The 15,179-nt window shown below is 56.6% G+C and carries 15 protein-coding genes and 1 pseudogene; 4 read left to right on the forward strand and 12 right to left on the reverse strand.

The window, feature by feature from the left end; translation table 11 throughout:
* Position 1: 1 nt before the first annotated feature.
* From PSQ90_RS03100 to PSQ90_RS03130, 7 genes are all read right to left on the reverse strand, one after another.
* The gene (locus PSQ90_RS03100) at positions 2–910 is read right to left on the reverse strand and encodes a dihydrodipicolinate synthase family protein (protein WP_282211986.1); all 909 of its coding nucleotides are present in this window, start codon (positions 908–910) and stop codon (positions 2–4) included.
* A 32-nt stretch (positions 911–942) separates the two neighbouring features.
* The gene (locus PSQ90_RS03105) at positions 943–1,668 is read right to left on the reverse strand and encodes an ABC transporter ATP-binding protein (protein ID WP_282211987.1); all 726 of its coding nucleotides are present in this window, start codon (positions 1,666–1,668) and stop codon (positions 943–945) included.
* Positions 1,665–2,450, reverse strand: a complete 786-nt coding sequence (locus PSQ90_RS03110; protein WP_282211988.1) for an ABC transporter ATP-binding protein — start codon at positions 2,448–2,450, stop codon at positions 1,665–1,667. Before PSQ90_RS03110 ends, PSQ90_RS03105 begins: the two co-directional genes overlap by 4 nt.
* Position 2,451: 1 nt before the next feature.
* A complete protein-coding gene (locus PSQ90_RS03115) occupies positions 2,452–3,192 on the reverse strand; it encodes a branched-chain amino acid ABC transporter permease (RefSeq protein WP_328517540.1) in 741 nt (246 codons plus the stop codon).
* The gene (locus PSQ90_RS03120; protein WP_282211989.1) at positions 3,117–3,413 is read right to left on the reverse strand and encodes a hypothetical protein; all 297 of its coding nucleotides are present in this window, start codon (positions 3,411–3,413) and stop codon (positions 3,117–3,119) included. The genes PSQ90_RS03115 and PSQ90_RS03120 overlap by 76 nt, the downstream gene beginning before the upstream one ends.
* A gap of 2 nt (positions 3,414–3,415) precedes the next feature.
* The gene (locus PSQ90_RS03125) at positions 3,416–4,330 is read right to left on the reverse strand and encodes a branched-chain amino acid ABC transporter permease (protein WP_282211990.1); all 915 of its coding nucleotides are present in this window, start codon (positions 4,328–4,330) and stop codon (positions 3,416–3,418) included.
* Between the two features lie 79 nt (positions 4,331–4,409).
* A complete protein-coding gene (locus PSQ90_RS03130; protein WP_282211991.1) occupies positions 4,410–5,507 on the reverse strand; it encodes a branched-chain amino acid ABC transporter substrate-binding protein in 1,098 nt (365 codons plus the stop codon).
* Between the two features lie 182 nt (positions 5,508–5,689).
* Here PSQ90_RS03130 and PSQ90_RS03135 point away from each other — a divergent pair, with 182 nt between their 5' ends.
* On the forward strand, positions 5,690–6,364 hold the full coding sequence (locus PSQ90_RS03135; RefSeq protein WP_282211992.1) for a GntR family transcriptional regulator: 675 nt from the start codon (positions 5,690–5,692) through the stop codon (positions 6,362–6,364).
* A 12-nt stretch (positions 6,365–6,376) separates the two neighbouring features.
* On the opposite strand, the gene PSQ90_RS03140 is transcribed toward PSQ90_RS03135, so the two are convergent.
* From PSQ90_RS03140 to PSQ90_RS03155, 4 genes are all read right to left on the reverse strand, one after another.
* Positions 6,377–8,692, reverse strand: coding sequence for a glycoside hydrolase family 15 protein (locus PSQ90_RS03140; RefSeq protein WP_282211993.1), 2,316 nt, complete (start codon positions 8,690–8,692; stop codon positions 6,377–6,379).
* 3 nt (positions 8,693–8,695) lie between these two features.
* The gene (locus PSQ90_RS03145) at positions 8,696–9,481 is read right to left on the reverse strand and encodes an SDR family oxidoreductase (protein ID WP_282211994.1); all 786 of its coding nucleotides are present in this window, start codon (positions 9,479–9,481) and stop codon (positions 8,696–8,698) included.
* Positions 9,482–9,654: 173 nt separating this feature from the next.
* Positions 9,655–10,359, reverse strand: coding sequence for a J domain-containing protein (locus tag PSQ90_RS03150; protein WP_282211995.1), 705 nt, complete (start codon positions 10,357–10,359; stop codon positions 9,655–9,657).
* Between the two features lies 1 nt (position 10,360).
* On the reverse strand, positions 10,361–11,080 hold the full coding sequence (locus PSQ90_RS03155) for a VWA domain-containing protein (RefSeq protein ID WP_407648156.1): 720 nt from the start codon (positions 11,078–11,080) through the stop codon (positions 10,361–10,363).
* A 148-nt stretch (positions 11,081–11,228) separates the two neighbouring features.
* Here PSQ90_RS03155 and lhgO point away from each other — a divergent pair.
* A pseudogene (lhgO, locus tag PSQ90_RS03160) lies at positions 11,229–12,436 on the forward strand (L-2-hydroxyglutarate oxidase).
* 46 nt (positions 12,437–12,482) lie between these two features.
* Here the strand turns inward: lhgO and PSQ90_RS03165 are convergent.
* Entirely contained in the window at positions 12,483–13,643 is a 1,161-nt protein-coding gene (locus PSQ90_RS03165) for a mandelate racemase/muconate lactonizing enzyme family protein (RefSeq protein WP_282211997.1), read from the reverse strand.
* Positions 13,644–13,914: 271 nt separating this feature from the next.
* Between PSQ90_RS03165 and PSQ90_RS03170 the strand changes: the two genes are divergently transcribed.
* The gene (locus PSQ90_RS03170; protein ID WP_282211998.1) at positions 13,915–14,604 is read left to right on the forward strand and encodes a GntR family transcriptional regulator; all 690 of its coding nucleotides are present in this window, start codon (positions 13,915–13,917) and stop codon (positions 14,602–14,604) included.
* 62 nt (positions 14,605–14,666) lie between these two features.
* On the forward strand, positions 14,667–15,173 hold the full coding sequence (locus tag PSQ90_RS03175) for a hypothetical protein (RefSeq protein WP_282211999.1): 507 nt from the start codon (positions 14,667–14,669) through the stop codon (positions 15,171–15,173).
* The last annotated feature ends 6 nt before the right edge of the window (positions 15,174–15,179 follow it).

Raw genomic sequence — 15,179 nt, forward strand, 5'->3', positions numbered from 1 at the left:
GTCAGGCGAGGGGCTTAAGTTGTGGCCGGTTGTCGAGCGCTGTCTGGATAATCTTTTCGATCCGGGCACGTTCTTCGCCAACAAGGGTCAATCGTGGTCCGCGGACCCATTCGGCGCCCTCGCCCGCCATCTGATTGGCCAGCTTGATGTATTGAACCAGCTTTACCGCCGTATCGAGATGCAGCATGGGCATGAACCAGCGGTATATTTCCAACGCCTCCTCGATGCGTCCGGCCTTGGCGAGCTTGTACATCTGGACGGATTCGCGCGGGAAGCTGTTGGTCATCCCCGAGACCCAGCCCTTGGCACCAAACAAGACGTTTTCCAGCATCAGATCATCGACCCCGCAGAACAGCATGAAGCGGTCCCCGAGCACATTGATCATGTCGGTCATACGGCGGCTGTCGTGACTCGATTCCTTGACGGCAACGATATTTTCCTGCCCGGTCAGTTCGATGAAGTCCTCGGGCAGCAGATCGAGTTTGTAGGCGACGTGGTTGTTATAGATCATCATCGGCAGATCAACGGCGTTTGAGAGCGCTTTGAAATGCTCGACGGCCTCACGCGCGTCCTGCTGATAAACCATTGTTGGCAGCGCCATGACGCCAACAGCACCGGCCTTTTGCAGGCGCTTGGCCGTGTCGATGGCCAGGTCAGTCGTATATTCTGCTACGCCAGCGATTACGGGCGCGCGGCCGTTGGCGGCTTCAACTGCCGTGCGGACGACAGTTTCCTTTTCGTCCGGGGACAGCGAAGAATTTTCGCCAAGCGTGCCGAGCATGATAAAGCCTTCGCAACCTGCATCAAGGCAGGATTCAACATGGCGGGCGGTCGCTTGCATGTCCAAAGCGCCACCCTGCTTCATTTCGGTCATCAGGGCGGGGATAACACCTTGCCAATTCACGGTCATTTCAGTCTCACAGGTTCAGGATTGAAGGGAAGTTATTCGCCCAGATAGGCCTGGACGATGGAATTATCGGCGCGCAGCGTTGCCGCGTCGCCCTGCATGCGTATGTGGCCGCCTTCGAGGACATAGCCGTAGTCGGCCAGCTTGAGCGCCAGCCGTGCATTTTGTTCAACCAGCAGGATTGTCGTGCCCGCTTCGCTGAGGCGCTTGACGATCTGCATGGTTTCAATGACCAGCTTTGGCGCCAGGCCCATCGAAGGTTCATCGAGCAGCAGCAAGCGCGGCCCGTGCATGAGGGCGCGGCCGATGGCCAGCATTTGCTGCTCCCCGCCCGAGAGCAGCGAACCGTCGCCGTGCTGCCGCTTGGCCAACACAGGGAACAGGCCAAAAACTTCATCCATGCGTTTGCGCCTAGTGGCGGGATCCTTGACGGTAAAGGCGCCTAGCTCAAGGTTTTCGCGCACGCTCAGGCCGCGCAACACATGTCGACCTTCTGGCACATGCACGAGCCCGCGCCTGGCGATTTCGTGTGCTGGGGTCTGGGTAATGTCCTCACCCTCAAACAACACCTTGCCGCCAGTGGCGCGGACCAAGCCCGAGATCGTCTTGAGCGTTGTAGTTTTACCCGCGCCGTTAGCCCCGAGCAGGGTGGCCATGGCGCCCTGTTCGACCTTGAGGTCAATACCGTTGAGCGCAATGATGCGTCCGTAGCCAGCGGTCACGTTTTCCAGCTGCAGGATGGTTTCGGCCTCTGTGCTCATAGCAGGTCCTCCCCGTCTTCCTGGCCGAGATAGGCTTCGATCACCTTGGGATTGGCCTGAATTTCCTTGGGCGCGCCCTCGGCAATCATTACGCCATGGTCGAGCACGCTGATGCGTTCAGATATTTTCATGACCATGCCGGTGTCGTGCTCGATCAGCAGTACCGAAATGTCGAGTTCATCGCGGATGCGGCCTATGAGGTCGAGCAGATCCTGCTTTTCGCCGCTATTGAGACCTGCCGCGGGTTCGTCCAGCAACAACAGTCTGGGCCGGGTGGCAAGGGCGCGAGCGATTTCGACGCGCCGTTGATGACCATAGGCCAGATTGGTCGCATCGCGATCCATTTCATCACTGATGCCGACAAAGCGCAGGCATTCGATTGCGTGAGCGCGGATTTCAGCCTCTTCGCGACGCTGGCTTGGCAGGCCCAGAATGGCTGAAATTGCACCAGCCTTTGACCGGCAATGGCTACCGGACATGACATTTTCCAGCACAGTCATTTGATGGAAAAGGCGCACGTTCTGAAAAGTTCGGGCAATTCCGGCCTGAGTGACCCGATGCGGCTTGAGCTTCATCAATTCATGGCCGTCAATCTTGATTGAGCCCGACTGAGGTTTGTAGAAGCCGGTAATGCAGTTGAACAACGACGTCTTACCAGCGCCATTTGGCCCGATCAGGCTGGCAATGACGCCTTCGCCGACGACAAAGTCCACGTTGTCGAGCACAGTATTGCCGGCAAAACTCAGCGACACACCGGAGAGTTTGAGAAGAGGATTGCTCATCTTATTTCCCCCTCACCGGCCAGATGCCACTGGGGCGGAAAAGCATGACCAGCAACAGGCCGACCGCGAACAACAGGAGGCGATATTCACCCAGATCGCGCAGCAGCTCAGGCGCCAGCACGACGATAAAGGCCCCCAGAATAACGCCGGGTATTTTGCCCATGCCGCCCAGAATAACCGCCATCAGAATGAGCACGGATTGCTGGAAGGAGAAGCTCTCAGGCGAAATTGCGCTGAGGTTGACCGCAAAGAACGCGCCGCCAATGGAGCCGAAAATCGCGCCAATCACATATGCCGCCAACTTAACGCGGACTGTATCAATGCCCATGGCTTCTGCTGCATCCTCGTCGTGGCGGACATAAAGCCAGGCACGACCAAGTCGAGAATGCTGTAGGCGGACACAAACGATGACCGCAATGATCGCGAGCACCACGAACACATAGTAGAATTCGAGGGGGGTGTTGATGTGCCAGCCAAAAAGCCAGGGCTGCTGGATGCCCGAAATGCCGCTGGCACCGCCGGTAATATCGAGGTTGCGGGCTGTGAACCGAACGATTTCACCGAAGCCAAGCGTCACGATTGCCAGATAGTCTGAGCGCAGCCGCAGGGTTGGCGTACCAATGACAATGCCGGCGATGACGGCAGCGCCCACGGCGACAGGAAGCGTTAGCCAGAAATTGAGGCCAAACGTGTGGCTGAGAATGCCGACGGTATAGGCACCGACGGCAAAAAAGCTGCATATCCAAGATCGAGCAGGCCTGCATAGCCAACCACGACATTGAGCCCAAGCGCCAGCACGACGTAAAGTAGCGCATTGGTCAGGATCACGGTTGCATAGGGGCCAAGGGTCGCGGGTGCGATGATGAGCAGCCCAATGATGACGGCAAAGGCGATATAGCGGTTACGCGGTTCGTCGAACAGCGCCACGATATCGCCAAGTGAATTGGAGCGGGACTGTGCCATGATTACATCCGCTCCTGTTCAGACTTGCCCAAAAGGCCGGTTGGCTTGAGGACCAGAACGAGGATCAGCACGGAGAAGGAAAAGACATCCTTCCACTCGCTGCCGATGCCGGGAATTTGGGTACCGAAAGCTTCCAATAACCCAAGGATCAGACCGCCGAGCATGGCGCCGGGGATGGACCCGATGCCGCCGATGACGGCTGCGGTAAATGCCTTGATGCCGATCAGGAAGCCCATGAAATACCAGATTGAGCCATAGTAGGCGCCAGCCATGGTGCCAGCGGCGGCAGCAAGCGCGGAGCCGATGAAAAAGGTTACCGCGATAACGGCGGTCACATTGATCCCCATCAGGCGGCACATATCCTTGTCGATGGAGATTGCACGCATGGCGCGACCATATTGGGTGCGCGAAACGAATAATTCGAGTCCGATCATCAGGGCAGCGGCAGTGCCGACAAGGATCATCTGATTATAGCTTATGAACAAGAAGCCCAGGTTTACGCCACCAAAGCCGAGGTCGGCGCCGAAGGGCTGATATTGCCCGTTAGTCAGGGTCAGAACGCCGTTTTGCAGCACCAAAGAGACCGCAAGGGCTGTAATGAGAATGGAGAGGCGCGGTGCGTTGAGCATGGGCTGGTAGGCAATGCGCTGAATGAACACACCCAGAAAGCCAACCGCTATCATGGCCACGACCATTGAGATGGCAACCCCGGTCCATCCGGGTCCCACATACGGCGCCAAAACAGAAAGAATGAGAAAGCCGAGAAAGCCGCCGACCATGTAAATGTCGCCGTGGGCGAAATTGAGCAATTTGACCACACCGAAAATCATGGTGTAGCCAAGCGCAACGAGCGCATAAAATGATCCCAGTACCAGCCCGTTCACCAGTTGCTGGAAGAAAATATCAAACACCGACATTCGCAAGCTCCCCCTTGACGCCGATTGCAATTAACCCCGCCGCCCACAGGGGGCGGCGGGGCCTAAAATCGCGTCGCTATTATTCAGCCAGGGTCCACTTGCCGCCAGCACCCTGCAGCACAACAAAGTTTGAACGTGCAAGGGTATTTTCGGGGGTGAAGGTGATTTCACCTGCAAGGCCCTGATAATCGGCGGCCTTGAGTGCATCGACGATTGCAGCAGAATCGGTGCTGCCAGCAGTTTCGATGGCCGAAGCCAAGAGCTTCATGCCGTCATAAGCCAACGGCGCATAGGGGCCCGGGGCGGAGCCATAGGCAGCAGAATAATCCTCGATGAAGGATTTTGCTGCAGGCAGGAATTCAGCGGTAGGATTGGAAAAGCCAACCACACCCTCAGCTGCTGAGCCAGCAATGTTGAACAGTTCTGGCGAGTTCGAGCCGTCACCAACAGCGATTTTGCCCTGGTAACCGGCCTGACGGAGCTGACGGATCAAAAGGCCGCCATCAGCGTAGTACGCAGTCCAGAAGACAGCATCGGGATTGGCCGAACGGATGGCTGTTACAATGGCCGAGTAGTCTTGCTCGCCCTTGTTGGCAACTTCAAACGCTGGAACTGTGTTGCCAGCGGCTTCCCATGCCTTTTTGGTCAGATCGGCCAGGTCCTGCGAGTAAGCGTCGCCCTGATTGACGATGGCGAGGGATTTAATGCCATTGGCGCTAAAATATTCAACGGCCTTGGCCACTTGATCATTACCGGTGGAATTGATCATGAAGGCGTCGCCAGGATTGGCGGGGATCAGCTTGGTTGAATTGGCTGCCGCGATTACGAAAGGCAGACCGGCATCGCCGAAAATCTTCAAGGTCGGCACGGTTGCACCGGAGCAATATCCGCCAACAACGCCCACAACATCGGATGAAGCCAGTTTACTGGCAGCGTTGACCGCCTGCTGGGGATCACAACCGTCGTCGCCGACTACCGAGCTAAGCTGCTCGCCCAAAACACCGCCAGCGGCGTTGATTTCGGAAATAGCGAGGTCCACGGCATTGGCCATGTCCTGACCATAGGTGGCTTCCGAGCCGGTCGTTGGCACGAGAATGCCGATTTTCATTTCGGCGTAAGCTGGTGCGGCGAGCGCCACAGCAATCGCTGTGGTTGCAAGAAATGCAGTAATTTTCATGGTTAGGTTCTCTCCCATACCTGTTGTTGCCGTCGGCACTCCCTGACGCCTCCGGATCTGGCGTCAAGATTTGCACGATTGTATCCAATATACAACCTGCTATATTGAACTTGTCACCAAAGATTGCGGATGGCCCGAAACGCTCACATAGGCCAGTGTTTTTGACCGAGGGAGGGAATGGCTTGATCGACAAACTCAGTTTGCGGGCTTCTAATCTGGGTGCCAGTGCGTCGTCATCCGATGTCATCCACGACGCCCTGCGGGCGGCAATCATCCGTGGCGAAATAGAAGAAGGGCAGACCCTGCGGCAGGATGCCATCGCCAAGATGTTCAACGTCAGCCGAATCCCGGTACGCGAAGCGCTCAAGCGACTTGAGGCGAGCGGACTCGTGACTTCAGTTCGCTATAAAGGTGTGGTGGTCAGCCCGATTTCGGTAGCAGAAATCGAGGAAATATTTGAATTTCGCGCCACCATCGAACCGCAACTGATCGCCCATTCAGTGCCCAGGATGACAACGGAATCGCTTGATCATGCACAGGCGCTTTGCAATTCTTTTGCTCAGGAGAAGGAGGCTGGCCTTTGGGGGGATCTCAACCGGCAGTTTCATTCTTCGCTCTACCTCAACGCTCAAAGGCCATATTATTTTGCGGCTGCAGCGGCGGCCAACGACCGGGTCGAACGCTATATTCGCGCCCAACTCAGCCTCACGCATGGCCGGGATCGGGCGATTGAAGAACATCAGATGATTGTTGACGCCTGTTGCAAAGGCGATGCGCAACGGGCCGCAGCGTTAACCCGCGACCACATCATGCAAGCTTCGACCTCGTTGACAAAATTCCTTGATCGTGGCGACTGAAGCTATGGCCCGTTACCGGTCAAACCGGATGGCGAAGTCCTTCTCGCGCCAGACCTTTCGGTCCGGGTAGAAGAAGGTAAATTTCATTTCGCCCGTATCGGCGATCTGTTCATTGGTGAGCGTGACAATGTGCATACCAAAGGCTCCAGGCGATGAACCTATTTCTTCCTTGTTTTGCCAGTCGTCGCGCGTCAGGTGCAGAACGAAGGGCTCGGCAGCCTCAATATTGACGTCGCGGTCACGCGGCGCGGAATTGAACGGGCTCTTTTCACGCCAGTGCCATACCGCCGCTTCGGGAATGTTTCCGCCATAACGGCTTTCCACTTCATCAAGTAATTCGGTAGGCCGTTTGGTCGTTATGCAGGCCAGTAGTTTCAGAAACTCGCCATGGGCCCAGACCAACGGCATGGCGCTACCCGATGGCTTGCCGGGTGAGAGCCCTCGGTCGGGCAGCGCATCCCGGTCCCAAACCTGTTCAGGGATCAGTCCACCGGGGCCGGTCATTTTGGCCATGGCGGCCAGATAGGGACGCGCATCTTCGCCAGCGGCGACGGCATAATGGCCACGTTCGCCGGTCAGCAGCGGCCAGAGGCGACCAACACCTTGGCCGTCAAAGGGTCCGCCATCAGCGTGTTCGCCATAACCATCGCCATTATAGCGATGAAATGAGGGGCCGTTGGGCGTTTCGACCCGCAACTCTTCATCAACCAGACTAACTGTGTCGACGATCCGTTTGTCGTCAGCTTTGCGCAGACCCATTCGAACGAGATAAAGGAATTCCATCCCCAGCAATCCTGTCGCTGGTATTTCGCCATGGGCGACATTGCGCACATCAATCGAACCATGGATGCCACCATCTCTGGGTCGTGGCGACATTCGAATGTAGTAGCCATCAATGTCGCGATTAGCGCAGTATTCGCCGTCGGTCGTGTAGGTCCAGTCTTCGATGCGTTCATTCCAGCAATCGGCGAGCGACAACAGGTAGTCGGCCTCCTCGGCGCTGAAATAGTCGACTGACGAGACAAGCGCACAGATCGCCAGCGAGAGGGTGAAGGGGCTGGCGCCAGCATTTTCTTCCCAGCGGTCCTGATCGCTCATTGGCCCGTTGCGAACGATGAAGGCGATGGCGGACCGCACCATGTTTTCGGTTGGAATGGAATTGTTCAGATTACCCACGGCGCGTAGCTTTGCAGCCAGAATGACCGGCAACGCGACTTCATCGAGTTGGTTGCCCGTCCAATAGCCGCGCCCGTCGGGAAAATAGTTCTGCGCCCAACCGCCATCGTCGGATTGCGTGCCGATTAGATAGGCCAGCGTCCGCTTCGCGTCCTCGATCTGGCCGATAACAATCATTGCCAACGCCGCCTCGACGGTGTCGCGGGTCCAGACCAGATGATAGCCGCCCGCGTCATCATGGCTACTGCCCCAGGGGACACTGAGGCTCGCAACAACAGCCCCGGCATAGGTACGGTCTTCGTGTACCTTGATGACCGTTGCAGAGGTTTCAGCCACATGCGTCATTTCGGGCGAGGCGTATGGCACGACGAGCGTCTTGCCCCACTGCGCCCATTGATCAATGAACATGTGTCGAACGTCGTCATAATCCTCAGCAAGACTTGAGCGGGCCAGCGTGCGTGCACCTTCAAGCGTCTGAGCGAAGCTCAGCGCTAACGTTCCGCTAGCCGATGCCAGTTCCCCGGTCATGGCGACATTGCCGTCAGTGGCACACTTGTAGGTCCAGGTCATGGCGCCATTCCGGGAAAAGTCCTGCCATCCGTCAGATTCGCCGGCATAGCCGACACTGGTGCGCAAAAAACCGCAGTCACTGCGCAGGCAGATGGATACGGCGTCCCGTTGAGCGGTAAGGTCGCCGTCTGCCCAAGCGTTATTGGCGCGTTCGCCATCCAGATGAGGCGCCAACAGGCAATATAGTTGCAGCCCCTCGCCCATCAGATTGTAGTTTACCAAAAGTGTATCACGCAGCGGATGGGGCAAAAATTCCAGTTCCAGACGGTAGTCGTCGCCCTCATGGACGATGCGCGGTAGTGGCACGTGTGGTTCGGGCGTCGAAATCAGGTAGCGTTGGGCTCGTTTTACTTCGGTCCATCCGTTGGGCCCGGCAATGATGAAACCCAAATCGCGGATTTGAGGATGTCCAGTCGAGGGCCAATAGACTTCGTTACCGATACCGTAACCCAGGGTCGCCCAAATACGGCTCGAACCGAGCGAGGTGGTAACGACGTCCTTGGCACTTGATGTCCAGGTGGGACTAATGCCTGGTTGGCCGGGGGCCCAATCTATTGAATTGTATTTTGATTGGTCGTTCATTGGTCAGCCTCCGTGCGCGAAATCAGCAAAATCGGTCATGCCACCATCGACGAAAACGGTCGACCCAGTTGCATAGCTGGCCAAATCCGAGACCATGACAGCGGCCATTTTGGCGATTTCGGCAGTTTCGCCCATGCGACCCAGCGGAATTTTCAGGTTGAGGTCCGCCAGACCTTCGGGGTTGCTCCAGACGTTTTTGTTGATCGCGGTCTTGATTGCCCCCGGTGCCAGCGCCAACACCCGCACGCCATGGGGCGCCGCTTCTTGCGCCAAGGTCTTGGTCATCATGGAAAGACCAGCCTTGGAGGCCGTGTAGGCGCTATATCCGCTCCATGGAATGACCTCGTGTACCGACGACATGTTGAGGATAACCCCATGGCCCTGCGGCACCATGCGATTGAGGGCCTCCCGGCAACAATGGAACGCACCAAACAGATTGACCTCAATCACTTTGGTCCAGTCCGCAACTTCGCCTTGCCAGCCAAGCGCGGGGCGACCGTCTATGCCTGCATTGTTGACCAGAATGTCGATACCGCCCCACTCCTTGTCCAGCAGGGCAAACATTTTGCCGACCAATGATGGATCGGCAACGTCGGCCTGCATCGCGATGGCGCGACGACCGAGGGCCCTGATTTTGTCGCAAACCGCGTCAGCGGCTTCCGGGTGATTCAAATAGTTGACTGCGACATCGGCACCCGCCTGAGCCAGATGCAAGGCGATTGCTTCGCCAATGCCGGAATTCGCGCCAGTTACCAGGGCCCGTTTTCCGCTAAGATCCACTGCCAGCATGTTTTTCTCCAACTTGAGCATCCCCACTCCAGAAGATGGGTAGATGCCGACACTTTTAAGGCAATCGCTATCATGCTAACGATTTATCGCACTCAAAGTGACGGCGGCGGATGGTCGCACGAACCAGCCATGCTGTCGGCCAATGTGCTCACGCCCACGCTCTCGAAGAGCTGTTAATTCTGCTGGTTGTGTTTCAACAATAGGTCGCGTGCCTCGTTGATTTTCGCGGCAAGGTAGCCTGAGCCCCCGTGATCGGGATGAACGCCCTTCATCAAATTGCGATGGGCGGCGTTGATTTCAGCGTCACTGGCTCCGACCGCAAGACCAAGAACTTCGAGGGCCTGTGAAATTGGGTCGCCCGCTTGGGTGGAAGTTTCCGACTGGCCCTGCTCGGCAAAATACTCGCGCCAGCCCGAACGGTTTGCATCGAGCCAGGTTTCAAGCAAACTGACGCTATCGGGATCCCAACTGATCTCGTCGATCAGTTCACGGGTCTCAATCTCGCCCAGATCCATCAAGTCGTGGCCGGTATATTGGCCGATCCGGACCGCGCCCTTGACGGCCCCGGTATCGTGATCCAGCACCATCTCAAAATAGTGGCTGCGCACGCGAGATGTTTGTTCGGCATCCCACTGGCTGGTATCGAGAGAAAACGGGCCTAGTTTGCCGGTTCGATAAACTGTAAATGCTGCAGCCGCCAATATCAGGGCGATGTCAAACCGACGCGCCAAAAGAAAGCCTAACGCAACAAGCCCGGCAGCACCGGTGATGCCGTTGCGCAACCATGTGGCCCGTCGATGCGGGGGCAATTTGCCAAGCCCCTGATAAAGCGCCAGTAGCGCAAAAAGGGCAAAGCCAGCCAGAAATACATAACCCATCTTAGCGCAATTGCTCCAAAAGGGCTTGAGCGGAGGCGCTTTTTTGCAGTTTGAGCAAATCTCTTCCCCCGCTGGCAAAAGCCGCAACTGCCTTAAGCAATTGCGCCAGTTCATGGGGTGCAGAAGCGTCGAAACGCGCATAGGCACCCTTGGTCAATCGGGCGAACTCGCGGAACGCTCCCTCAACTCTTTTGTCGTGCCCTTCCTGAAAGATGAAAAGCGGCAGGCCAAGCAAGCCCAATTGCCCGGCCTTTTTTGACAGTTGGTCGACATTTTCCTCAAGGGCGTCGCCGACAAATATCAATGCCTGAATGCGTTGTTTGGCATGCTCGGCGCGGGCGTGGGTGAAAACCTTGCCAATCTGGGTCTCCCCACCCCGGCAATCTATGCTGCTCATCAATCGCGCCAGGGTTTGCGCGTTGACCACCCATTTGGATGCTCGGCACTCGCCAAAGCCTCGAAAATACTGAAGCTGGATCGCCAGCGCGTTATTGGTGGGAATAGCGCCGAACATCTCGCCCTGCAGTTTGCAGGCCAGATCCCAGGTCGGTTGCCGACTCATGGTGGCATCGAGTGCGAACAGGATACGGGCCTGTTGACCCGAGGCCGGACGCGCCAACGCCCCCACCTGCTTGACGAAGGCGGCAATATCGCTGCTGGCAGAAGGCTTCTTCACCTCTGCGCGCCCGACTGGCTTTAGGTCGCGTTGCTTGTCTCCCATAGTGTGAATATGTGACGCGCGCGGGTTTGGAACAAGGTCAACACGCACACAAAGGAGCGAGACGACGCCGGAATCGAGCCGTCATCGTATGGACCCGATGATTTGGACCCGCTATCAATTGACGGGAATTGGTTCAGGGGCACCGACAATGGTCTTCGACTATTGCGTTATTGGCGGGGGAATTGTCGGGCTCGCGACAGCTGCCAAAATTCTGGAGGCTCAGCCTGGCGCCAGCCTTTTGCTGGTCGAAAAGGAAAGCCGGCTCGCAGCGCACCAGACTGGGCATAACAGCGGGGTCATTCACGCGGGGATCTACTACGCGCCGGGGTCCCTCAAGGCGACGCTGTGCACGACCGGCGCCGAAATGACCAAGGCGTTTTGCGCCAAGCACAGTATTGAATTTGACCAATGCGGCAAACTCATCGTCGCAACGGGCCCCGACGAGGTGGGGCGCATGGATGCGCTATTTGAGCGGGCGGTGGCAAACGGCCTTACTCTTTCCCGGCTTGATGCGGCCGAACTGGCCGAAAAGGAGCCGGCCATCAAGGGCGCTGGTGCCTTGTTCAGCCCCAAAACCGGCATCGTCGATTACCGTAAAATATGCGAAAAACTGGGAGAAATCATCGGCGAGGCCGGTGCAGTGGTTCAACTTTCAACCTGCATTGACCGGATAATCGAGACCCCCAATGCTGTTGAAATTGGCGCGGGAGATCAAAGCTGGTCGGCGCACCAACTTGTGGTTTGCGGCGGGTTGCAAGCCGATCGCCTGGCGCGCCTGGCCGGCATTGAAATAGACTTCAAGGTTGTGCCCTTTCGGGGGAGTATTTTCGGCTAAAGTCGGAAAAATCAGGCATAATCAAGCACCTGATCTATCCAGTACCCGATCCAAAACTGCCATTTCTGGGCATCCACCTCACCCGGATGATTGATGGCAGCGTAACGGTTGGTCCCAATGCCGTTGTGGGGATGGCGCGAGAAAAATATCCCAAATTCTCAGTCGAAGCGCGCGATGCGTGGGACACGATCGGTTTCGGCGGCTTCTGGCGATTGGTTGCTGCCAATAAGGGCCATGCCCTGCATGAGCTTTACGGTTCGATCTCGAAAAGGGGGTATCTAAACGCCTGCCAGAAATACTGCCCTTCTCTGGAGCTCGATGATTTACAGCCCCATCCGGCTGGCATTCGCGCCCAGATTGTCAGGAACAACGGTGCAATCGTGCATGACTTCCTGCTTAAGCAGACGGGGCGCATGCTTCATGTTTGCAATGCGCCCTCGCCTGCCGCAACCTCGGCCCTGCCCATCGGCGCTATGATTGCCGAAAAGATCATGCGGCCCGGCCCGTCATTTTCGTCGTAGCAAACCTAAACTGCCGGTCGCACACCATATGGCCGACATCGCAAACCTACCAGTTGGTCACAGACCCATCGCGGCGCTTCAGCATGGGCGCCTGCCAATATTGGAAGTTCTGCTCCTTGACCGCGTCTTCGTTGATCTCAATGCCAATTCCGGGGGTCGGGTCGACGTCGTAGTGGACACCATTGAGTTTTGGTTGCCGCACGAAAATGTCGTCAACTTCTGAGGAGCCATAGAGATCATTGGTGCTGACGCGCGTTTCCAGCCAGGCAAAGTTGGGAACGGCGGCTGAAAAATGGATTGTTGCAGCGGTGCAAACGGGGCCCAGAGGATTGTGCGGCATCATGTCGACATAATGCGTCTCGCTCCAACCCGCGACTTTCATGGCTTCAGTCAGCCCGCCAATATTGCAGATATCAATCCGGTTGAACTGGTGAATGTCGCGTTCGATGTAGGGCACGAACTGCCATTTGCTGGAAAATTCCTCGCCGATGGCAAATGGAATATCAGTGAGGCGACGTAGGGATTCGTAGGCCTCGGGAGTTTCGTCACGAATCGGTTCTTCCAGGAAATCGAGAGTTCCTGACGGCATTTTCTGGCAGAACGAGGCAGCTTCGGCCACCGAGAGACGGTGATGCCAGTCGATACCCAAAACGACTTCTTCGCCCAGTTCAGCGCGCACATCACGGCAGGCGGCGGCTGTGATGGCGATCTGTTCGCGTGGCTCAAATGTCTTGCCGTCACCAAAATCGGGAAACAACCGAATGCAGCTCCAGCCCTTGGCTCTGAGCGCCTTGGCGCGATCCATCAATTCGTTGAACGCATTGGCATCGGTGCTGGCAAATGTGGGTACCCGGTCGCGCTGTTTGCCGCCCAGCAATTCATAAACCGGCACACCCAGCGCCTTGCCCTTAATGTCATGCAGGGCAATGTCGATCGCCGAAATTGCTGCCTGCAAGACGCGTCCACCCTCAAAATACTGGCTTCGATATATTTCCTGCCAGAGGGCGCCAATATCAAAGGACTGGCGCCCGAGCAGAAATTGGGTGAAGTGTTCGATGGCCCCCACCACGGCTTTTTCGCGTCCGGACAGCCCGCTCTCGCCCCAACCGAAAATGCCCGCGTCAGTTTCAACCTTGACGATCAACTGGTTCCGATTGCCGACCCAGATGATATAGGGGCGGATGGCTGTGATTTTTGGGGATTGCATTGGTGAATCCTTGTGATTTCGGCGGGGGTGGATGGGGCAGGCCCTAGTGGGAACACTCTTGAATTGGATGCATCCATAATACCTACCATCTGGATTGTACATTATCTAGTTCATATCCAGAGACAATCTTCCCCGAGTCAGACATATATCACGTTACGACTCACAACTTTATCTGTTAGCGTTTGGTGCACATTGGCTTCGCCGATGTCACGGGTTGGCTAATGGCCGGGGAAGGTCACGCGGGCTGCCACTGGATGGGGAACACGTGTCATTGGAACTGGAAACATCGATAAAAAAACCGGCAGAACGTTTGATAGACGAAACGCCATACGGTCGAATTCTTGATGACATCGGCAAGGGATTTTATCCCGGTGGCACCCGGCTCAAGGTCGAGGAACTGGCGGTACGCTATGGCACCAGCACAAACCCGGTGCGCGAAGCCCTGCGCGTTCTACAGGGCGAAGGGATGGTCGCAATCACCCCGAATCGCGGCGCAACTGTTGAAACATTTGATGCCGATACGTTGCGCGACATATTTGAAGTGCTGCAATTGCTGGAGCCATATTTCGTGGCGTCATTTGCCGAAACCTGCACCGCCAGCGATATCGCCGAACTTGAGGTCGTTCAACGTGAACTCGAGGGGCTTCCGGCCAGCGAGAAGGGCCCGTTCACCGAATGCGACGCCCGCTTTCATGGCCGGATTGGCTCTTCACACTACAACCGACGCGCTTTTTCGATGTGGGCGCTTCAAAAGCGCACCCTTAATGCCCTGGCGTCTCAAGTGCCGGTTTCAAATGCGCGTCGCAGCCAGATCATGGCCGAGCACCGCGCCTTGATATCTGCTTTCAAGAATAATGACGTGGCTGAGGCGCTCCGTGTCATCAAGAAGCACATCGCCAATGCTGGCGAGCAGATGTACGTACAGTACAGAGCCCGTGCGGCCAACAGTCAAAAGCGCTGACGGAACCGAGGACACCGCGGCGGGTTAGGCACACTGAATTCAAAGGACTTTAGTGGGTACCAATGGCACACTGCGTTACCGTCAATGACAACATGCAAAACGGGTACCAATATAGGCTGACTGCGCCGACGGGGGGCAATTTTGGAACTGATTTTCAACCCGATTTAACGCCAAAACAAATGCTCGAACTGGGTGTGTTCTGTGGAAAATACCTCACCGATTGCCAGGATGAATTCCCCACGAGCTGGTTCACAAAGGCAAAACTGTCGCCGGAACATCGCGACTGTTCGTTAAATTATTTCGGCGTTGATGCCAGTCAGCCCCTGTCAGTCTGGCGGTACAAAGGCTGGATATATCCAGACGATCCACGCGGTTGGTTCCAATGGTATTGCCGCTATTTTCTCGGCCGCCGATTGACCAATGAAGATGCCCGACAAATAAAGCGATGGAAGGCGATGAACCGGCACGTTTCGCAGGTGCGCAAAAATTGCGAACCGGGCGACCCCATGTGCCGTCCCCGCCAACGCCAGGCGCTCCTGCACTGGGCCTATGACAGCCGGGTAATATGAAATGAT

The sequence above is a fragment of the Devosia rhodophyticola genome, assembly GCF_028816475.1.
Lineage (GTDB): Bacteria > Pseudomonadota > Alphaproteobacteria > Rhizobiales > Devosiaceae > Devosia > Devosia rhodophyticola.